Below are 18,733 nucleotides of genomic sequence, written 5' to 3'. Positions count from 1 at the left end.
CGGTGACATCGGACCAGGGTCCGACCTGAAAGTCCGGACCCTGGTCCGATCCGCCCACCCCGCGGACCGGCCAAGCTGGTCCCATGATCGAGACCAGGCACCTGACCAAGCGCTACGGGGCGCACCGCGCGGTGGACGACCTGACCATCCAGGTCACCCCCGGCCACGTGACGGGCTTCCTGGGCCCCAACGGCGCGGGCAAGTCGACCACCATGCGGGCCATCCTCGGCCTGGACCGCCCCACCAGCGGCGAGGCGCTGGTCAACGGCCGCCGCTACGCCGGGTACCGCCGCCCGCTGCACGAGGTGGGCGCGCTGCTGGACGCGGGCGCCGCGCACGGCGGCCGGCGCGCCCGGGACCACCTGCGGGTGCTGGCCCGGAGCAACGGCATCGGCGACCGGCGGGTCGACGAGGTGCTGGAGCTGGTCGGCCTCGCGGGCGCGGCGCGGCGGCGCGTCGGCGTGCTGTCGCTGGGCATGAGGCAGCGCCTGGGCGTCGCGGCGGCGCTGCTGGGCGACCCGGGCGTCCTGCTGTTCGACGAGCCGGTGAACGGCCTGGACCCGGAGGGCATCAGGTGGATCCGCCACCTCATGCGCGACCTGGCGGGCGAGGGGCGCACGGTGCTGGTGTCGAGCCACCTGATGAGCGAGATGGCGCTGACCGCCGACCGGGTGATCGTCATCGGGCGGGGCAGGCTGGTCCTGGAGGCGTCGGTCCGGGAGCTGCGGGCCAGGTTCCGCGAGGACGTCCTGGTCCGCTCGCCCGAGCGCGCCGAGCTGGCCGCGGTCCTGGGCGCGGCGGGCGCCTCCGTCACCACCGAGGACGGCGCGCTGCTCGTGCGCGGCCTGGAGCCCGCCGAGATCGCCGACCTGGCCGCGCGGCGGCAGCTGCCGGTGCACGAGCTGACACCGCGCAGCGCGTCCCTGGAGGACGCCTACCTCCGGCTCACCGAGGACAGCGTCGAGTACCGCGCGAAGGAGACCGCCCGATGACCCCCGTGCTGGACTCGGAACTGCTCAAGCTCCGCTCGGTCCGCTCCACCACCTACCTGCTGCTGGCCATCGCGCTCACGCTGGTCGTGGGTTCCCTCGTCTCCTACCTGATGACCGCCGACTGGGACACCGCGACACCGGAGCGGCAGCAGCAGTTCGACAGCGCCGACCCGACGGTCGTGCTCCTGCCGTTCGGCCAGTTCTGCCTGGGCGTCCTGGGTGCCCTGGCGATCACCGCCGAGCACGGCAGCGGCATGATCCGCCCGGTCCTGATCGGCGTACCGCGCCGCCGGGCGCTGCTGCTGGCCAAGACCACCGTCGTGACCGGCGTGTCACTGGTCGTCGCCACCGTGGCCGGCCTGATCGCCTACGCGTCGGGCGAGCTGATCACCGGGGACCGCCCGGAACCGATCTCGGTGTACGCCTCGTTCGGCGACGCGGTGCCGACCCTCCTGGCGAACACCGCGTCCATGGTCGTGGTCGCCCTGGTGGGCCTGGGGCTGGGCCTGCTGATCCGCTCCACGGCAGGCACCCTGGTCACCCTGTGCGGCCTGCTCTTCGTCCTGCCGGTGGTCGCCATGCTGCTCCCGGCGCCCTGGGGCGAGCGGATGTACGCGGTGATGCTCCCGGTCCTGCCACACCTGCTGACCAGCGATGATCCGAACGCGACGCTGTCACCCCCGGGCGCGGGCCTGGTGATGATCGCCTACCTGGTCATCGCCCTGGGCGCCGGCGGCATCGCCTTCACCCGCCGCGACGCCTGAACGCCGCCCGGCACCCCACTGACCAAGGCAGTGGCACCCCGGGCGCTGCTGACGCGGGCCACGCCGGCCAGCCCACCAAGCCGCTTCGCTGACCGGTGCCGGTGGCGGCGGCGGTGCGTTATTCAGAACCCACCAGCCGAGTCGGTAGTACTCCAGGCTGGTGACGATGCGGATGATCGTGGACAGTTCGGCGAGGCGGGCGCGGTAGCCGGTCGCGAGGATCTTCCAGTTCTTCAGGTGGGCGATGGCCTGTTTGACGGCCCAGCGGATCTGGTTGACCCCGCGGTTCCAGACCTTGTTCTCCGGGGGGTGGTCGGTGTGACCTGGTCGTGTGCGGCGGTGCCCTGGTGGCCCAGATCGCCGAGGAAGACGCTGTGGTCGAGCAGGGTGTCGTAGCCGACGGTGGTGAAGGCGTGGCGGCGGCGCTTGCCGTCGTAGTCGGCGGTGAGCCGGCCGGTCGGGACCAGGGTGCCGTCGACGATGACCACCCGGCCCCGCAGCGGCTCGGGCATCGGCGGGGTGTGTGGGCAGGTGACCTGGCCCAGCAGCGGCGCGTAACGGCGGAAGACCCTCGACACGGTGGGCTGGGAGACGCCGAACAGGTCGGCGGCCAGGGCTTGGGGCAGGTTGTGGCGCAGCAGGACCAGGGTCGGCAGCACCGAGCGGTGCGAGCTCAGCGCCGGCGGCCGTCCGACCTGCGAAGTCGGGTGTGACCGGAGTTGGTCGATCCGACGGACCAACTCCCGGATCTGGTCATGGTCCAGGCCGGTCGTAGAGCGGTAGCGCAACAGCCCTGCCCTGTGGTGGTCGCTTCTGTGAGAGGAAACCGACCCTGCCCAGGCAGGGCTGTTGCACTGTCAGCCCAGCTCAGAGGTCCTGAATAACGCTCCCACTCCCACTCCCGGTGCCGGTGCCGCTCCCGGTGCCGGTGGCGGTGTCAGTGCCGGTGCCGGTGCCGGTGCCGGTGCGAGTGGCGGTGGCCGGAACCTCCCAGTTCTTCAGGCGGGTGGTTCCCCGGGCAGCCCCCGGCCTGCCCGACACCACGCACCTGTTCCCTCAACCGGCGTGAAGTGCCGGTCCGCCCTGCGGCGTGAATAAAATCCACCACAAATGGTTCCACTCCATTCCTTCCGCACCCAGCACGACTCCTCACCGCGCCGCGCGCACCACGGCAGCCCTTTCCGCCGATTTCGTGTCCCGGACCGCCACCTCCAACCGCCGCGTCACCTCCTCCTCCCGCCGCACCGCGGTCCGGTGCGCGATCCACTGCCTGAGCAGGCCGCCCACCAGCGCCAACACCACGTACAGCGCCGGGTTCCCGGCCACGAGCCCCGTCAACTGGTCCACGACCCCTCCGTCCATCCGTGCGATGACGGGATCGAGCATGCGGCGCACCGCGCATTTCCCTCTACAGTGGGGAAACTCGTGGGAAACCCGATCCTGGGACGGGAGGGCCATGCCGGGTGGGCGTCCATCGCAGGGCAAGCAGCAGCGCTACCCGGAACTGGAGGAACTGGCGGCGTGGTTCCACGGCGCCCTCGTCGACGCCGGGTTCGGCAGCGTCCACGAGTTCATCTCGACGGGCCTGTTCGAGAAGAACGCCGTCTACGGCGTCTTCAACGCCGCCCGCCTGCTCACCCTGGAGTCCACCCAGGCCCTCGCGGCCGGCCTCAAGCGCGACCCGGCGCAGGTCGTGGACGTCTGGATGCGGGCCAAGGAGGCCCGTGACCGGGACGCGCTGGCCCAGCAGCGGGACGACCGGCCGCGGCTCGCGTCCTGGACCGACTGCCCCCTGCCGTCGCTGGCGCTGCGCAACCTGCTGGAGGCCCAGAGCACCGCGGTGGAGCGCCTGCCCTACTCGCTGCTGGGGGTGGACGAGCCCTCGCTGTCCACGATCTACGTCCGCCAGCAGGTCCGCCTGCGCACCACCGCCGAGCGCGAGGACCCCGGCGCGCAGCGCGAGGCGCCGGCGGAACAACGCCCGGCCACGACCGCGTCGCAGGCCGCCCTGCCGGTGTCGGAGGCCCTGGAGCGCCACGACCACCTCCTGGTCACCGGTGAGCCGGGGGCCGGCAAGTCCACCCTCGGCCACCACCTCGCCCGGGCCCTGTCCCGCGTCTGGCTGCGCGAGGACAGCGCCACCGCGGCCCCGGTGGGCGAGCCGGTGGTCCCGGTCCGCGTGTCCGCCCGCTCGCTCGACCACACCGGCTCGTGGAGCAACGTCCTGGCCGCCGCCGTCAGCCGCACGCTCGGGCGGACGCTGGTCCAGGACCCCGACGCCGGCATGTTCGCGGGCCGCGCCCAGGGTGCGCGCTGGCTGATCCTGGTCGACGGCCTGGACGAGATCCCCGACCCCCGCGTGCGCGGCGAGGTGATCCGGGCGGTGGCCCAGCACGCCCGCCCCGGTTCGGACTACCGCTTCGTCGTCACCACCCGCGCCCTGCCCGAGTCCGAGCTGTCCCCGCTGCGCGCGGCGAACGTGGGCGACTACGCCATCCAGCCCTTCGCCCGCCCGGAGCTGGAGCAGTTCGCCCACCGCTGGTTCACCGCGCAGAACCCGGCCACCGCCACCCGGGAGGCCGAGCGCTTCCTCCGCGAGACCTCGGACGGCCGGCTGCGCGAGCTGGTCCGCAACCCCCTGCTGGCCACCATCGCGGCGGTGGCGGCGGTCAAGGACCCCGGGCGCTCCCTGCCCACCAGCAGGATCAGCCTCTACGAGCGCTTCTGCGGCTACCTGGCCGGCGACCGGGGCGCCCGCCGCGAGGTCGTGGCCCACCTCCGCCGCCGCCACCACGACGACCCGGCCCGACTGGCCTGCATCGGGTGGCTGCACGAGCACCGCTTCCGCCTGCTGGCCGCGCTCGCCAGGGAACGCCTGGAGACCCAGGACCCGCTCTGGCCGGTCGCCCGGGACTGGGTGCGCGACCAGGCCGGGGGCACCCTGGTGGAGGGCTGGGAGGAGCACCTGTGGGAGGAGCTGATCGGCACCGGCCTGTTGGTGGCCGCCGAACGCGAGCTCCGCTTCCTGCACCAGTCCTTCGCCGAGTTCCTGGCCGCCCGGTCGCACGCCGACTCCATCGGCGACGACTTCACCGACCTCGACACCTGGATCCGCCGGGGGCTGAAAGACGCCGAACGCACCTTCGCGCTGTTCACCTTCGCCCTCTGGGCGGCCGAACCGAACCACGACATCGCCGCCGTGATAACCCGGGTGCTGGATTCCTACGATTCCCGCCGGGTCCTCCTGGCCGGTCACCTGATAGCCGAAGGCGTCACCACCCCCACCGACACCGCCGAAGAAGTCGTCAACCGGCTGGTGGCCCTGGCGTGCAACGCGGACGATTTCGACACCGCGGTTGAGGCGATCGAAATCCTCGGTGGCCTGTTCGACCATCCCCGGGCCGCGGAACACCTCGGATCAATGGCGGCGCACCCGGTGCTGGCGGTGGAACGCCGAATGGCGGCCGTGGTGGCACTGGAGCGCCTGACCGGAGGCGAGAAGGTCGAACCGCTGCTGGCGGAACTCCTGCCCTCTTGCTACGGCGCGCCCCTGCGACGTGCGGCGCCCATGGCCCTGCGGCTGGGAGCGGGGGTCGTGGCACAGGTCCGGCAGCGGGCGTTGGCCATGGTCCTCGAACCGGACGTCGGCATCTGGCTCCGCGTGGAGGCGACCGAGGTGCTCGCCGACCTCGGCCTGGTGCCGGATGTGAAGGCGATGGCGGAAACGGTGTTCGCGGACAGGTCCGCCAAATCCTGGCACCTGAGGAAAGTGGCCACTGCCTGGCACGATGCCGCAGGGATCGAGGCGGTCGCCGAGATCGCGGCGCGAGCCGCGGCCCGTCCTGGGGACGACCACTCGGGCCGCCTGGAACTCGCCGGGTTCCTGCTGCGCGCGGGTGACCGGGCCGCGGCCACCGCCTTGGCGCGGGCCGTCGCCGGCGATCCGGACGCCAGACCGTGGCACGTGCGGAACGCCCTCGTCCTCCTGCTCAGGCTCCACGGCGACAGCGAGGTGCGGGCGATCACCGACCAGGTGGAGAGGTGGTCGGCCGAGCCGCAACCGATCTTCGAACTCCACGCGGGGGTCCTGCTCAAGAACGCGGTCGAGGTGACGCCGCATCCCGCCTTGGTCGAATCGGTTCGCAAGCACATCGAAAGGTCGAACCCGGCCGTGCACGGCATGGCCGATCTGATCGGCGGGTGGCTGGCCACGCGCGACGGAACCGCTCAGAAGGTGGTGGAACTGTTCGGGGACGGCAGAAAGTTCTATTCCTTCTACCGGAACGCCATCGCCGAGTACTTGAACGACGCGGGAGGGCGGGACGAGGCGTGGACCTGGGCCGAGGGTGTGCTCCGCTCTCCGGAGATCTTCTCCCTCGACGGATACCGGGATGCGGCGCGACTCCTGTTGAAGATCGATCCGGAAACCGCGGCCGTGGCGCTGACCGACGTGGCTGCCGGGCGCCCGCACCCTCCCAAGGAGTTGCTGGTGGGGGTGCTGGACGCCCTCGACCCGGACCACCCCGCCGCGGCGACCGGTGTCGCCGCCCTGCTGGCCGATCACCCTGAGGTGTCGGGAGCCGAACTCCAGAAGGCGCTTCTGGTGCGGTTCACCCACGGCGACAGCGCCGCCGCGCTGGTCGATGCCATCCTGTCGCCTCAGTTGTCCATCACCGACAGCCGCGTCCTGGCCCGCGCGCTGGCCGCGAGCGGTGAACTCGACTTCGCGATGCAGGCGTGGAGCCGGTTGCTGACCATCCAGGAGTACTCGTTCTCCGACGACCTGGGGTTGATCGTCGACCTCCAGTGCGCGGGCGTGGGGGAGTGGGCCGCCGGGCGGATGCGGGCGCTGATCGCCGATCCGGCCACCGCCCCCCGCCGCCGCCTCCGCCTGCGGCAGATGGTGGCCGCCCTGGAGGTGACCGCCGAGTCCACCACCGAGCCCACCACCGAGCCCACCACCGCGTGAACCCGCGCCCGGCGGACCCCAAGATCGCCGGTTACCGTGTCAGGCGTGCCGACCGCGCCCGACTTCGCCCTGGGACTGGCCGCCCTCGGCCGTCCCGCCTACATCAACCTCGGCCGCACCGGCGCGCTGCCCGCGCACCGGGACGTCGAGGCCATGCGCGAGCAGTGCCACGCCGTGCTGGACGCGGCCTACGCGGCCGGTGTGCGGCGCGTGGACGTGGCCCGCTCCTACGGGCGGGCGGAGGAGTTCCTGGCGGGGTGGCTGGACTCGCGCGGGCACCGGGACGTGCGCGTGTCCAGCAAGTGGGGCTACGCCTACGTGGGGGACTGGCGCGTGGACGCCGACGTCCACGAGGTGAAGGAGCACTCGGCGGAGCGGTTCGCGCGGCAGTGGGGTGAGACGCACGACCTGCTCGGCGAGCACGTCGGCCTGTACTTCGTGCACTCGCTGACCACCGACAGCCCGCTGTTCGGCGACCTGGACCTGCTCCTGGCGCTGGGCGGGCTGCGCGACTCGGGCGTCCGGCTCGGCTTCTCCACCTCCGGCCCGGACCAGGCCGGGACGGTGGGCCGCGCGCTGGAGCTGGAGGTCGAGGGCCGCCGCCTGTTCGAGGCCGTGCAGTCCACCTGGAACGTCCTGGAGACCTCGGTGGAACCCGCCCTGGCGCGGGCCCACGAGGCGGGCGTCGAGGTGTTCGTCAAGGAGGGCCTGGCCAACGGGCGCCTCGCGGTGGACCCGCCGGCGCGGGTGCGGGAGCTGGCCGAGCGGCACGGGGTGGGGCCGGACGCGGTCGCGCTGGCCGCCGTGCGCGCCCGGCCGTGGGCGGACGTCGTGCTGTCGGGCGCGGCGAGCGTGGAGCAGTTGCGCGCGAACCTGGCGCCGGTGGAGCTCGACCCGGACGAGCTGGCCGGCCTGGCCGAGCCGCCCGACCGGTACTGGGCCACCCGGGCCGCGCTGGCCTGGGACTGAGCCGCACCACGCCGGAGTCCAGGTCGACCGGCCCGCGCGGCGGGGCGCCGGACTCCCCGTCCTCGCCGAGCACGGGCGCGGTCTGCCGCTGGTCCGGCTCGATCCGCTTGCCGCCGTGGAGGGCGGTGGTGAACTCGTCGAACGCGGTGGCGCTGAGCACCGGGTGCCCGCCCGCGCGGCGGCGCGCCCACCGCAGCACCCGCTCGGCGGTCGCCGGGGCGACCAGGAGCACGGCGAGGCCGGGGATCGACAGGGCGAACGCTAAACCCACCACCGGAACCACTCCCCGATCAGGGCCCGGCCGTCCGGCACCACCGGCCAGTCCGGGTCCGCCGCCAGGCGCCGCACCTCCTCCACCCCCATCCACCCGCCCCACGCGACCTCTTCGGGCTGGTGGGTGAACGGGCCGTCGGTGCGCGCCTCGTAAACGTGCGCGACGTAGCGGATGGTCCCGTCCACGAACGGGGTGCGGAACCGGAACTCCGGCACCGCGGTGACGCCCAGCTCCTCGGCCAGCTCGCGCGCGGCGCACCCGTCCGGCGTCTCGCCCGCCGCGACGACGCCGCCGCACGTGGGGTCGTACAGGCCGGGGTAGACGTCCTTGTCGTCGGTGCGCCGGTGGACGTAGAGCCGGCCGCCGTCCACCGACCGGACCACGATGGCCGCGCAGGCGTGCCACAGCCCCTCCGCGCGCACCCGCGCCCGCGGCGCCGCGCCCACGGGGTTGCCCTCGGGGTCCACGATGAGCACCTGTTCCACGCGGGGATCCTCCCCCGGTCGTACCGGCGGGTGCTACCGCGGGCCGACGCCCGCCGACGCGGCCCCTCCCTACCGTCGTGCCGTTCGCGTCACGAGGAGGAGCTGTGCCCACATCCCTGCGGCTCGCGGTCGCCGAGTTCCGCGACCGGCCCGGTCGCGCCGTGCTGCCCGGTGTCGCCCTGGTCGTCGGTGTCGCCTGCCTGCTGGCGGGGCTGATGCTGAGCGACGCCATGGTCCGCGCCGCCTCCGACGGCGCGCCGGTCGTGCCGCCGGGGGTCGACCTGGTCGTCCGCGCCGAGCCCTACTCGGACGTCGAACCCGACCAGGCGACCGCCGACCGGGTGGCGGCCGTGCCGGGGGTGACGCGGGTGCGGCAGGTCCGGGTGGTCGGCGCCGACCTGCTGCTCGACGGCCGGGCGAGCGACCGGCGCGCCCAGGCCGACGTGGAGGTCGCGGGCGCGGAGCGGGTGCCGGTGCTGGCGGGCCGCTCGCCCGGGCCGGACGGCGAGATCGCCGTCGACCGGGTCACCGCCCACGTGCACGGCCTCGAACCCGGTTCGGCGGCGCGGGTCGCCGACGCGGCGGGCCGGCCGGTGGACGTGGTGGTCCGCGGCGTCACCAAGCGCGGCTCGGTCGGCGAAGATCCCCTGATCGTGGTCGGCGAGGGCCTGGCGGCCCGGCTCGGCGGCCCGCCGCGAATCCTGTCCCTGCACGTCACCGGGGGTGACGCGGCGGCCGTGCGGCAGGCCGCGGGCGAGGGCTTCCGGGTGGACACCGCCGCGGCGGTGTCGGCCGAGCGGCCGAACCGGGAGCTGGCCGTCGTGCTGCTGCCGTTCAGCATCCTGGCCCTGGCCACGTCGGTGTTCGTCGCCTCGGCCACCTACCGGGCGGTCTACCTCCAGCGGCAGCGGCACACCGCGCTGCTGCGCTGCCTCGGCGCCCACCGGGGTTCACTCGTCCGGGCGAACTTGGTGGAGGCGTTGGTGACCGGCGCGGTGGCGGGCGCGGTCGGGTCGGTGCTCGGCGGTTCGGTGGCGTGGCTGCTGGCCCGGCTGTTCGACGCCACGGGCCTGTCGGCGGTGCTGGGCGCGGTGGAGCTGAGCCCGGCGCTGCTGCCCGCGCCCTGGCAGCTGGTGGTCGGCGTGGGCACCGCGGTCGCGCTGAGCGGGTTCGCCGCGGTCCGCCCGTCGCTGGCCGCCTCGCTGGTCTCGCCGCTGGCCGCGCTGCGGACCTCCGAAGGCCAGACCCCCGACCGGTCCGTGGTGCGCCGCCGCCGCGTGCTCGGCCTCGTGCTGGTGGTCCTCGCGGCGCTGATGGCCGGGCTCGGGCTGCTCGCCCAGGGCTCGCTGGCGGCGATCTTCCTGGTCCTGTTCTCCGGCATCACCGCGGTGTTCGGCCTGTTCGGCGTGCTGGGGCCGGTCGTGGTGCCGGGGCTGAGCCGGGTCTTCGGCTCGGTGGCCGCCCGCTTCGGGGGTGCGCAGTGGAAGCTGGCCGCGGCCGAGGTGCGGCGGGTGCCGCAGCGGTCGGCGTCGGTGGCCATGCCCCTGCTGCTGGCCGCCGCGATGGTGACGTTCTTCGCGGTCACGGTCGGGTCGGCGCAGCGCCTGGAGGAGGAGCTGAGCACCGAACCCGCGCCCGACGCGGTGGTCGTCGACTCCGGCGGCCGGGCCCTCGGCGGGGACGTGGGCGCGGCGGCCGACCGGCCCGAGGTGGCGGGCAGCGTCGTGCTGCACGGCGTGCGGGTCGAGCAGCGCGACGCGGAAGGCCACGGGTTCCCGACGCAGGTGGTGGGCGCCGACCCGGCCCGCACACGGGCCTACCTGGCACAACGGCAGGTCCAGGTGGACCTCGGCGCGGGCGAGCTGCTGCTGTCGGACCGGTACGCCGAGCGGTTCGGGGCGCGGACCGGCGAGGCGTTCACCGTCGAGGGCCTGCCCGGCGGCGCGCGCACGGGCCGGGTCGCCGGCACGGTCGGCGACGACCTGCTCGACGGCGCCGACGTGCTGGTGGCCGACCCGGGGCTGGCGCCGCCGACGAAGGTGCTGGTGGCGTTCGCGCCGGGGGCCGACCCGGCCGCCTACCAGGCGGCGGTGGAGGGCGCGCTGGCCGACTCGCCCACCGTCCTGGTGAACACCAGGGTCGCGGTGAACGCGCAGAACCAGCGCTACCTCGACCTCGGGATCACGATGATGGTGGTGCTGCTCGGGCTGTCCGTGGCGGTCGCGGTGACCGGCATCGGCACCGCGCTGACGATCTCGGTCCAGGAGCGCCGCAAGGAGCTGGCGCTGCGCCGCGCGCTGGGCGTCACCAAGGGCGGCATCCAGGGCGGCGTGCTGGCCGAGGCGGTGCTGTTGGCGCTGGTGGGCGTGCTGGGCGGGGGTGTGTTCGGCCTCGTCTACGCGGAGCTGACGATGGCCTCCCTGGGCCTGTTCGCCTGGCCCACCGCGGCCCTGCGGCCACTGCTGGTCGGGGGTGCCGGGGTGGTGGTGCTGGCGGTGCTCGCGGCCCTGGGCCCGGCCCGCGGCGCGGCCCGCATCCGGCCCGCCGCCGGACTGGCCGCCGGCTGAAACGTGACCCGGGCACCAGCGCCGAGCCCGGCGGAGGTCGTACGCTTCGACTCATGCGGCGGATCATGGGAACCGAGGTCGAGTACGGCATCGCGGTGCCGGGTGACGCGACGGCGAACCCGGTGCTCACCTCCACACAGGTGGTGCTGGCCTACGCGGCCGCCGCCGACGTGCCGCGGGCCCGCCGGGCGCGCTGGGACTACGAGGTCGAGTCGCCGCTGCGCGACGCGCGCGGCTTCGACCTCGGCGCGCCCGGCGGCCACCCCGGCGGCGACGGCGACGTCGAGGACCTGGGTGCGGCCAACGTCATCCTCACCAACGGCGCGCGCCTCTACGTCGACCACGCGCACCCCGAGTACTCCGCGCCCGAGGTCACCAACGCGCGCGACGCGGTGATCTGGGACAAGGCGGGCGAGCGGGTGATGGAGGAGGCGGCGATGCGCGCGGCCACCGTGCCGGGCCAGCCGCGCCTGCAGCTCTACAAGAACAACGTGGACGGCAAGGGCGCCAGCTACGGCACCCACGAGAACTACCTGATGCAGCGCAGCACGCCGTTCACGGCGGTCATCGCGGGCCTCACGCCGTTCTTCGTCTCCCGCCAGGTCGTGGTCGGCTCGGGCCGGGTCGGCGTCGGCCCGGCGGGCGAGGAGGCCGGCTACCAGCTGTCCCAGCGCTCGGACTACATCGAGGTCGAGGTCGGCCTGGAGACCACGCTCAAGCGGGGCATCATCAACACCCGCGACGAGCCGCACGCCGACGCCGACAAGTACCGCAGGCTGCACGTCATCATCGGCGACGCGAACCTGGCCGAGTACTCGACCTACCTCAAGGTCGGCACCACCTCGCTGGTGCTCGACATGATCGAGGCGGGGCGCCGGTTCGACGACCTGCGGCTGCAGGACCCGGTCCGGGCGGTGCACCAGATCAGCCACGACCCGACCCTCAAGACCCGCGTCGAGCTGGTCGGCGGCCGCAAGTTCACCGGCCTGGACCTGCAGTTCGCCTACTACGAGCGGGCCTCGGAGTTCGTGGACAAGGAGGGCCGGGGCGACCGCGACGTGCTGCGGGTGTGGGGCGAGGTGCTCGACGCGCTGGCCCGCGACCCGCAGGAGTGCGCGGACCGGCTCGACTGGGTGGCCAAGCTGCGGCTGCTGGAGGGCTACCGGTCCCGCGACGGCCTGGCCTGGGGCTCGCCGCGGCTGTCGCTGGTCGACCTCCAGTACTCCGACGTGCGGCTGGACAAGGGCCTCTACAACCGGCTGGTGGCCCGCGGCTCGATGAAGCGCCTGGTCAGCGAGGAGGAGGTGCGGGCGGCCGTGCTCGCGCCGCCGGAGGACACCCGCGCCTACTTCCGCGGTCGCTGCCTGGAGCGCTACCCGAACGCGGTGGCCGCCGCCTCGTGGGACTCCGTGATCTTCGACCTGGGTCGCGAATCGCTGGTCCGCATCCCCACCCTGGAGCCGCTGCGCGGGACGAAAGCGCACGTCGGAGCCCTGTTGGAGGCATCGGAGACGGCCGAGCAACTGGTGGAGGCGCTGACCCGCGGCTGATCATCGAAACCCGAGTGGCGGCGCAAAACGTCGGTCCCACTGGGTAATGTTGAACACCCAGGACCGAACAGTCGGGAGGGTCGACATGTCCCAGGAACAGGTCCAGCGGCAAGGTGGCGGTGGCGGCGACGAGAACGGCGACGGCGCGGCCGCCGCCGGTCAGGAGCGCCGCGAGAAGCTCGGCGAGGACGTCGACGCCATCCTGGACGAGATCGACGACGTGCTGGAAGAGAACGCCGAGGACTTCGTCCGCGCGTACGTGCAAAAGGGCGGCGAATAAGCCGCAGGCGGGACAGGAGAAGAACGCACACATGGACAACAGCTCGACCGGGCACTACCCGGCCGCGTCGCTGCCCCCGGCCTACCTCAGGCCGGGGTCTTCGTCGTTCACCGACTTCCTCCGCGCGCAGGCGCCCGACCTCCTGCCGTCGGCCCGGCGGCTGCCCGAGGGCTCCGTGGTCGAGGCACCGCACGGCACCACGATCGTGGCGCTGACCTTCAAGGGCGGCGTGGTGATCGCGGGCGACCGGCGCGCCACCATGGGCAACGTCATCTCGCAGCGGAACATGAAGAAGGTGTTCATCACCGACGACTACTCGGCCGTGGGCATCGCCGGCACGGCGGGCATCGCGGTGGAGATCGTCCGGCTCTACGCGGTCGAGCTGCGGCACTACGAGAAGATCGAGGGCGTCTCGCTGTCGCTGGACGGCAAGGCCAACCGGCTCGCGGCGATGATCAAGGGCAACCTGGACGCGGCGCTGGCGGGCCTGGCGGTCGTGCCGCTGCTCGCGGGCTACGACACCGAGGCGCCCGACCCGGAGCGGGCCGGGCGCATCATCTCCTACGACGTGACCGGTGGCCGGTTCGAGGACGCGCAGGGCTACCAGGCGGTCGGCTCGGGTTCGCTGTTCGCGAAGTCGGCGATGAAGAAGCTGTACGACCCGGACGCGGACGCCGAGGGTGCCGCGCGGGTCGCCATCGAGGCCCTGTACGACGCGGCGGACGACGACTCGGGCACCGGTGGCCCGGACGTGGTCCGGCGGATCTACCCCGTCGTGGTGACGATCACCGCCGAGGGTGCCGCGCACCTGCCCGAGGAGCGGGCCGCGGCCCTGGCCGAGGCCGTCGTCGAGGGCCGCCGCACGAGCCCGACGGGCTGACCGGCCGTGCCAACCCCTACCACCACCCGCCGCCGATCCCGGGAGCCGCACCAGTGACGATGCCGTTGTACGCCTCGCCCGAGCAGATCCTGCGGGACCGCTCGGAGTACGCCCGCAAGGGCATCGCCCGCGGTCGGAGCGTCGTCGTGCTCCGGTACGCCGACGGCGTGCTGTTCGTGGCCGAGAACCCCTCCAGCACGCTGCACAAGGTGTCCGAGATCTACGACCGCATCGGGTTCGCCGCGGTCGGCCGGTACAGCGAGTTCGAGAACCTGCGGCAGGCGGGCATCCGGTTCGCCGACATCCGCGGGTACCAGAACGACCCGCGCGACGTGACCGGCCGGTCGCTGGCGAACGTGTACGCCCAGACCCTGGGCTCGATCTTCACCGAGCAGATCAAGCCCCTGGAGGTCGAGATCTGCGTGGCCGAGGTCGGCACCACGCCCGAGCAGGACACCCTGTACCGCCTCACCTACGACGGTTCGATCGTCGAGGAGCCGCAGTACGTGGTGATGGGCGGCCAGGCCGAGGCCACCGGCACCGCGCTCAAGGACGCCTACGTCGAGGGCCAGGACCTGGCCGGCGCGGTGCGGGGCGCCGTGCGGGCGCTGAGCGCCGGCTCGACCAGCACCGGCAACGGCAAGGAGCTCCTGGACAACGCCAAGCTGGAGGTGGCGGTCCTGGAGCGCGACCGGCCGCGGCGGGCGTTCCGCCGCATCACCGGGGCGGCGCTGGCCGCGCTGCTGCCGGGTGAGGCCGCGGAGCCCGAGGCGCCCGCCGACGAGACGAAGGACAAGCCGATCACCGACGTGAACCTGCCGCCGAACGACGACAAGGCGTAGGTCCGCTCGTGGAGGCCCCCGGTGCTGTGGCGCCGGGGGCCTTCGGCGTGTTCGGCCGCGGTGGGGGAGAGCTGGCTAGGGGCGCGGGGCGCCGGTGTTACGAGGGGCTGTCACGAAGGGGGCTGGGGGGCTGGGGGCTGCGGGGGCTGGGGGAGGAGGGCTGCGGGGGCTGGGGCTTGGGGCTGAGGCTGTGGGCTTGGGGCTGTGGGCTGTGGGCTTGGGGCTGGGGCTGGGGGCTTGGGGTGGGGGCTTGGGGTGGGGGCTTGGGGTGGGGGCTGTGGGTGAGGGCTGTGGGTGAGGGCTGTGGGTGGGGGCCGTCAGGAAGTGGCCGACCGGAGGTCCAGCTCCCAGGTCTGCCCCTCCACCTCCCGCCCGAACAACCGCTGCGGCACGCGCTCCACCACCTCGAACCCCACCTTCTCGTAGACGTGCCGCGAAGCCGCCAACCCCGCCACGGTCCACAGCACCACCCGCTCGTACCCGACCCGCCGGGCGAACCGCAGGCACTCGTCGACCAGGCGGGCGCCGATGCCCAGCCCCCGGGCCGCCGGCTCCACCAGCAGCAGCCGCAGCCGGGCGGTGCGGTCGTCCTCCCGCACGCAGAAGACCGACCCCACCGGTTCCCCGTCGACCTCGGCGATCCACGCCGCCTCCCGCCCGGGCGCACCCCCGTACTCGCCCACCACCCGCGCCACCAGCGCCTCGAAGGTCTGGTCGAACCCGCACTCCTCCGCGTACCGCACCCCGTGCCGCTGCACGACCCACCCCAGGTCACCGGGTCGCAACGGCCGCAGCAGGTAGGCGCGCGGCACGCCGGTGAGCAGCCGCTCGACCTTGCGCATGGCCGCGACCAGCTCCGCCCGGTCCGCGGGCGCCAGCCCGCCGAGCAGGGTCCCGATCTCGGCGTCGGACCGCGCGTTCAGCTCCGCGAACGCCGAGCGCCCCGCCTCGGTCAGCTCGACCACCTGGCGCCGCGCGTCGGCCGCCGACGCCGACCGGACCACCAGGCCGTCGCGGTCGAACCGGGCCAGGATGCGGCTGAGGTACCCGGCGTCCAGGTCCAGGGCCGTGCGCAGCGCCGGCACCTCGCGGGCGCCGGCCGCCAGCTCGAACAGCACTCTGACCTCGGTCAGCGAGTACGGCGACGACAGGTAGCCGCGGTCGAGCACGCCGATGACGCGGGTGTAGAAGCGGTTGAACGCGCGCACGTCCGCGACCGTCACTGTTGACTCCCTCAACTAAACTGTTGACGGAGTCAACATTAGCCCTGGGGTCGGTAGATCCCCAACGCGGCCGGCCTGGACCGGAACTCGAACACCGAGCCGGTCGGGCCGACCTCGCCGTCCGTGGCGATGGCGACCGCGCCGTCGAGCACCCGCGCGTCCAGCCACCGCGTCTCCATGTGCCGGTAGGTCCGGCTGCGGTGCAGCGAGCCCAGCAGCGCGCCGATGAAGAACCTGGTCCGGGACAGCCGCCGGTCGGCGCGGATGTAGCGGACGTCGAGCAGGCCGGCGTCCAGCGCGGGGCGCATGGTCGGGGCGAAGCCCTTGGGCCGGTACGGGCCGTTGCCGACGAACAGCATCCAGATCAGGTGCCGCTCGCCGTTCAGCTCGACGTGCAGCGGGCGGGACGTGCGCAGCACCCGGAACAGCGCGATCGCCGCCGCGGGCCACTTGCCCCACCGGTCCTGCAACGCCTCCCGCAGCCGCACCATGTCGGGGTAGCCGCCCAGGCTCGCCGTGTTGACGAACCACCGCGGCCCCTCGCCGTCGACGGTCACCGCGGCCAGGTCGACCAGCGCGCCGTCGCCGTCGGCCACCGCCCGGGCGCTGTCGGCCAGGCCCGTCACGCCGACGTCGCGCGCGAAGTGGTTCAGCGTCCCGGCCGGCACCAGCACCAGGGGCAGCCGGTTGGCCGCCGCCACCGCCGCGACCGCGGCCACCGAACCGTCGCCGCCCGCGACGGCCAGCGCGCGCGGCTCGTGCTCGGCCACCACCGCGTCCAGGTCCTCGATGTCGACCACGGTCGCCTTGGGCCACTCGCGCACGATCGCCCCGGTCTGGTCGACCCCGCCGAGGCCCGCGTTCGGGTTGACCACGACCACCAGGCCCTCGCCGTCGACCAGCGGTTCCAGCGCCGCGTGCTCGCGCGCCGACGCCGGGTCCGCCCGGTGCCGGGGCCACCAGCGCTGGGTGACCAGGCCCGCGGCCACCCCGATCGCCGCGCCCGCGGCCACGTCGGAGGGCCAGTGCACGCCCGTGTGCACCCGCGAGTACGCCACCGCCGCGGCGACCGGCGCGACCGCGGCGGCCAGCGCGGGCGACTCCATGGCCAGCGCCGTGGTGAACGCCGCCGCCGACGCCGCGTGCCCGGACGGGAACGACGACGACGTGGGCCGCTTGGTCAGCCGGCGGGTGGGGTGCAGCAGGTCCGCGGCGGGCCGCCGGCGCGGGAACAGCCGCTTGGCCACCAGGCTCGCGCTGAAGCTGGCCCCGCCGATCGCGGCCACCCCGCGCAGCGCCGCCCGCCTCGGCACACCCTTCCTGATGGCCAGCACACCCGCGATGACCAGCCACAACACGCTGTGGTTGGCCGCCCGCGACAGCCGCTTGAAACCGGAGTCGACCGACGAACCCCGCAGCCGGGCCGAGCGCCCCATCAGGGCCAGGTCGAGGCCGTTCACTCGTCGTAGCACACGAGAACGTTATCCAGAAAAAGGCGTGCCGCCCGATTGGATCACTGAGGAAAGCGTCGAATGCGCCTACTGTTGAAGGATGCAGCGGCGGATCTTCGGCATTGAGACTGAGTTCGGGGTGACCTGCACCTTCCACGGGCAGCGCAGGCTGTCCCCGGATGAGGTCGCGCGGTATCTGTTCCGCCGGGTGGTCTCGTGGGGGCGTTCGTCGAACGTCTTCCTGCGGAACGGCTCTCGGCTCTACCTGGACGTGGGTTCGCACCCCGAGTACGCGACCGCGGAGTGCGACGACCTCGCCCAGCTGGTGACGCACGACAAGGCAGGTGAGCGGATCCTCGAAGACCTGCTCGTCGACGCCGAGCGCAGGCTCGCCGACGAGGGCATCGGGGGGGACATCTTCCTGTTCAAGAACAACACCGACTCCGCGGGCAACTCGTACGGCTGCCACGAGAACTACCTGGTCGCGCGGGCGGGGGAGTTCTCCCGCATCGCCGACGTCCTGCTGCCGTTCCTGGTGACCAGGCAGCTGATCTGCGGCGCGGGCAAGGTGCTCCAGACGCCGCGCGGCGCGGTCTACTGCCTGTCGCAGCGGGCCGAGCACATCTGGGAGGGCGTGTCCAGCGCCACCACCCGGTCCAGGCCGATCATCAACACCCGCGACGAGCCGCACGCCGACGCCGAGCGCTACCGCAGGCTCCACGTGATCGTGGGCGACTCGAACATGTCCGAGGTCACCACGCTGCTCAAGGTGGGCAGCACGAACCTGGTGCTGGAGATGATCGAGCAGGGCGTCCAGTTCCGCGACTTCAGCCTGGACAACTCGATCCGGGCGATCCGCGAGATCAGCCACGATCTGACCGGCCGCCGCACCGTGCGCCTGGCGGGCGGCAAGGAGGCGTCGGCGCTCGACATCCAGCGCGAGTACTACGAGCGCGCGGTGGAGCACGTGGCCAAGCGGGCACCGGACCCGATGGCCGAGCGGGTGCTGGAGCTGTGGGGCCGCACGCTGGACGCGGTCGAGGCGCAGGACCTGTCCAAGATCGACCGCGAGATCGACTGGGCCATCAAGCACCGGCTGATGGAGCGCTACCAGGCCAAGCACGACATGGACCTGTCCAACCCGCGCATCGCCCAGCTCGACCTCGCCTACCACGACATCCGGCGCGGTCGCGGCATCTTCGACCTGCTCCAGCGCAAGGGGCAGGTGGACCGGGTGACCGACGACGGCGAGATCGAGGCCGCCAAGGACACCCCGCCGCAGACCACGCGGGCCAAGCTGCGCGGCGACTTCATCGCCGCCGCCCAGGCCGCGGGCCGCGACTTCACCGTGGACTGGGTGCACCTGAAGCTGAACGACCAGGCGCAGCGCACCGTGCTGTGCAAGGACCCGTTCCGCGCGGTGGACGAGCGCGTGGAGCGGTTGATCTCGTCCCTCTAGCGGTGTCGGCGGAGAAGGCTCTTCACGA

The 18,733-nt window shown here is 73.4% G+C and carries 15 protein-coding genes and 1 pseudogene; 10 read left to right on the top strand and 6 right to left on the bottom strand.

Annotated features, from left to right (window positions below; all coding sequences use genetic code 11):
• Window positions 1–83: 83 nt before the first annotated feature.
• Together EKG83_RS34275 and EKG83_RS34270 are read left to right on the top strand one after the other, a co-directional pair.
• Window positions 84–992: an ABC transporter ATP-binding protein gene (locus EKG83_RS34275; RefSeq protein WP_033435011.1), complete on the top strand. Its 909-nt coding sequence runs from the start codon at window positions 84–86 to the stop codon at window positions 990–992.
• A complete protein-coding gene (locus tag EKG83_RS34270) occupies window positions 989–1,756 on the top strand; it encodes an ABC transporter permease (RefSeq protein ID WP_033435012.1) in 768 nt (255 codons plus the stop codon). The genes EKG83_RS34275 and EKG83_RS34270 overlap by 4 nt, the downstream gene beginning before the upstream one ends.
• A 233-nt stretch (window positions 1,757–1,989) precedes the next feature.
• On the opposite strand, the gene EKG83_RS34265 is transcribed toward EKG83_RS34270, so the two are convergent.
• Together EKG83_RS34265 and EKG83_RS34260 are read right to left on the bottom strand one after the other, a co-directional pair.
• Window positions 1,990–2,496, bottom strand: coding sequence for a helix-turn-helix domain-containing protein (locus EKG83_RS34265; RefSeq protein ID WP_228122966.1), 507 nt, complete (start codon window positions 2,494–2,496; stop codon window positions 1,990–1,992).
• A 409-nt stretch (window positions 2,497–2,905) separates the two neighbouring features.
• Window positions 2,906–3,103: a hypothetical protein gene (locus tag EKG83_RS34260; protein ID WP_153278644.1), complete on the bottom strand. Its 198-nt coding sequence runs from the start codon at window positions 3,101–3,103 to the stop codon at window positions 2,906–2,908.
• Between the two features lie 109 nt (window positions 3,104–3,212).
• Between EKG83_RS34260 and EKG83_RS34255 the strand changes: the two genes are divergently transcribed.
• Entirely contained in the window at window positions 3,213–6,725 is a 3,513-nt protein-coding gene (locus EKG83_RS34255; RefSeq protein ID WP_033435015.1) for an NACHT domain-containing protein, read from the top strand.
• A gap of 36 nt (window positions 6,726–6,761) precedes the next feature.
• A complete protein-coding gene (locus tag EKG83_RS34250) occupies window positions 6,762–7,694 on the top strand; it encodes an aldo/keto reductase (RefSeq protein WP_033435016.1) in 933 nt (310 codons plus the stop codon).
• Between the two features lie 10 nt (window positions 7,695–7,704).
• On the opposite strand, the pseudogene EKG83_RS49885 reads toward EKG83_RS34250, so the two are convergent.
• A pseudogene (locus EKG83_RS49885) lies at window positions 7,705–7,854 on the bottom strand (DUF6191 domain-containing protein); the annotation flags it as partial.
• Window positions 7,855–7,955: 101 nt separating this feature from the next.
• Complete coding sequence (locus EKG83_RS34245) at window positions 7,956–8,453, bottom strand: NUDIX hydrolase (RefSeq protein WP_033435017.1); 498 nt, start codon at window positions 8,451–8,453, stop codon at window positions 7,956–7,958.
• Window positions 8,454–8,557: 104 nt separating this feature from the next.
• Here EKG83_RS34245 and EKG83_RS34240 point away from each other — a divergent pair, with 104 nt between their 5' ends.
• From EKG83_RS34240 to prcA, 5 genes are all read left to right on the top strand, one after another.
• Complete coding sequence (locus EKG83_RS34240; protein ID WP_033435018.1) at window positions 8,558–11,020, top strand: FtsX-like permease family protein; 2,463 nt, start codon at window positions 8,558–8,560, stop codon at window positions 11,018–11,020.
• A gap of 53 nt (window positions 11,021–11,073) precedes the next feature.
• Window positions 11,074–12,570, top strand: coding sequence for a depupylase/deamidase Dop (gene dop / locus EKG83_RS34235; RefSeq protein WP_033435019.1), 1,497 nt, complete (start codon window positions 11,074–11,076; stop codon window positions 12,568–12,570).
• An 85-nt stretch (window positions 12,571–12,655) separates the two neighbouring features.
• On the top strand, window positions 12,656–12,850 hold the full coding sequence (locus EKG83_RS34230) for a ubiquitin-like protein Pup (RefSeq protein ID WP_033435020.1): 195 nt from the start codon (window positions 12,656–12,658) through the stop codon (window positions 12,848–12,850).
• 31 nt (window positions 12,851–12,881) lie between these two features.
• Complete coding sequence (prcB, locus tag EKG83_RS34225; RefSeq protein ID WP_033435021.1) at window positions 12,882–13,730, top strand: proteasome subunit beta; 849 nt, start codon at window positions 12,882–12,884, stop codon at window positions 13,728–13,730.
• Between the two features lie 53 nt (window positions 13,731–13,783).
• Window positions 13,784–14,572, top strand: a complete 789-nt coding sequence (gene prcA, locus EKG83_RS34220) for a proteasome subunit alpha (RefSeq protein WP_033435022.1) — start codon at window positions 13,784–13,786, stop codon at window positions 14,570–14,572.
• Window positions 14,573–14,889: 317 nt separating this feature from the next.
• Here the strand turns inward: prcA and EKG83_RS34215 are convergent, their stop codons facing one another.
• Both EKG83_RS34215 and EKG83_RS34210 read right to left on the bottom strand, forming a co-directional pair.
• On the bottom strand, window positions 14,890–15,795 hold the full coding sequence (locus EKG83_RS34215; protein WP_084716768.1) for a bifunctional helix-turn-helix transcriptional regulator/GNAT family N-acetyltransferase: 906 nt from the start codon (window positions 15,793–15,795) through the stop codon (window positions 14,890–14,892).
• Between the two features lie 38 nt (window positions 15,796–15,833).
• Window positions 15,834–17,267, bottom strand: coding sequence for a bifunctional phosphatase PAP2/diacylglycerol kinase family protein (locus tag EKG83_RS34210; protein ID WP_033433002.1), 1,434 nt, complete (start codon window positions 17,265–17,267; stop codon window positions 15,834–15,836).
• 79 nt (window positions 17,268–17,346) lie between these two features.
• Between EKG83_RS34210 and pafA the strand changes: the two genes are divergently transcribed.
• Complete coding sequence (gene pafA, locus EKG83_RS34205) at window positions 17,347–18,705, top strand: Pup--protein ligase (RefSeq protein ID WP_033433001.1); 1,359 nt, start codon at window positions 17,347–17,349, stop codon at window positions 18,703–18,705.
• Window positions 18,706–18,733: the final 28 nt, after the last annotated feature.

Source organism: Saccharothrix syringae, from assembly GCF_009498035.1.
Classification (GTDB): Bacteria; Actinomycetota; Actinomycetes; order Mycobacteriales; family Pseudonocardiaceae; genus Actinosynnema; species Actinosynnema syringae.
This window is presented reverse-complemented; position numbering and strand designations above follow the sequence as displayed.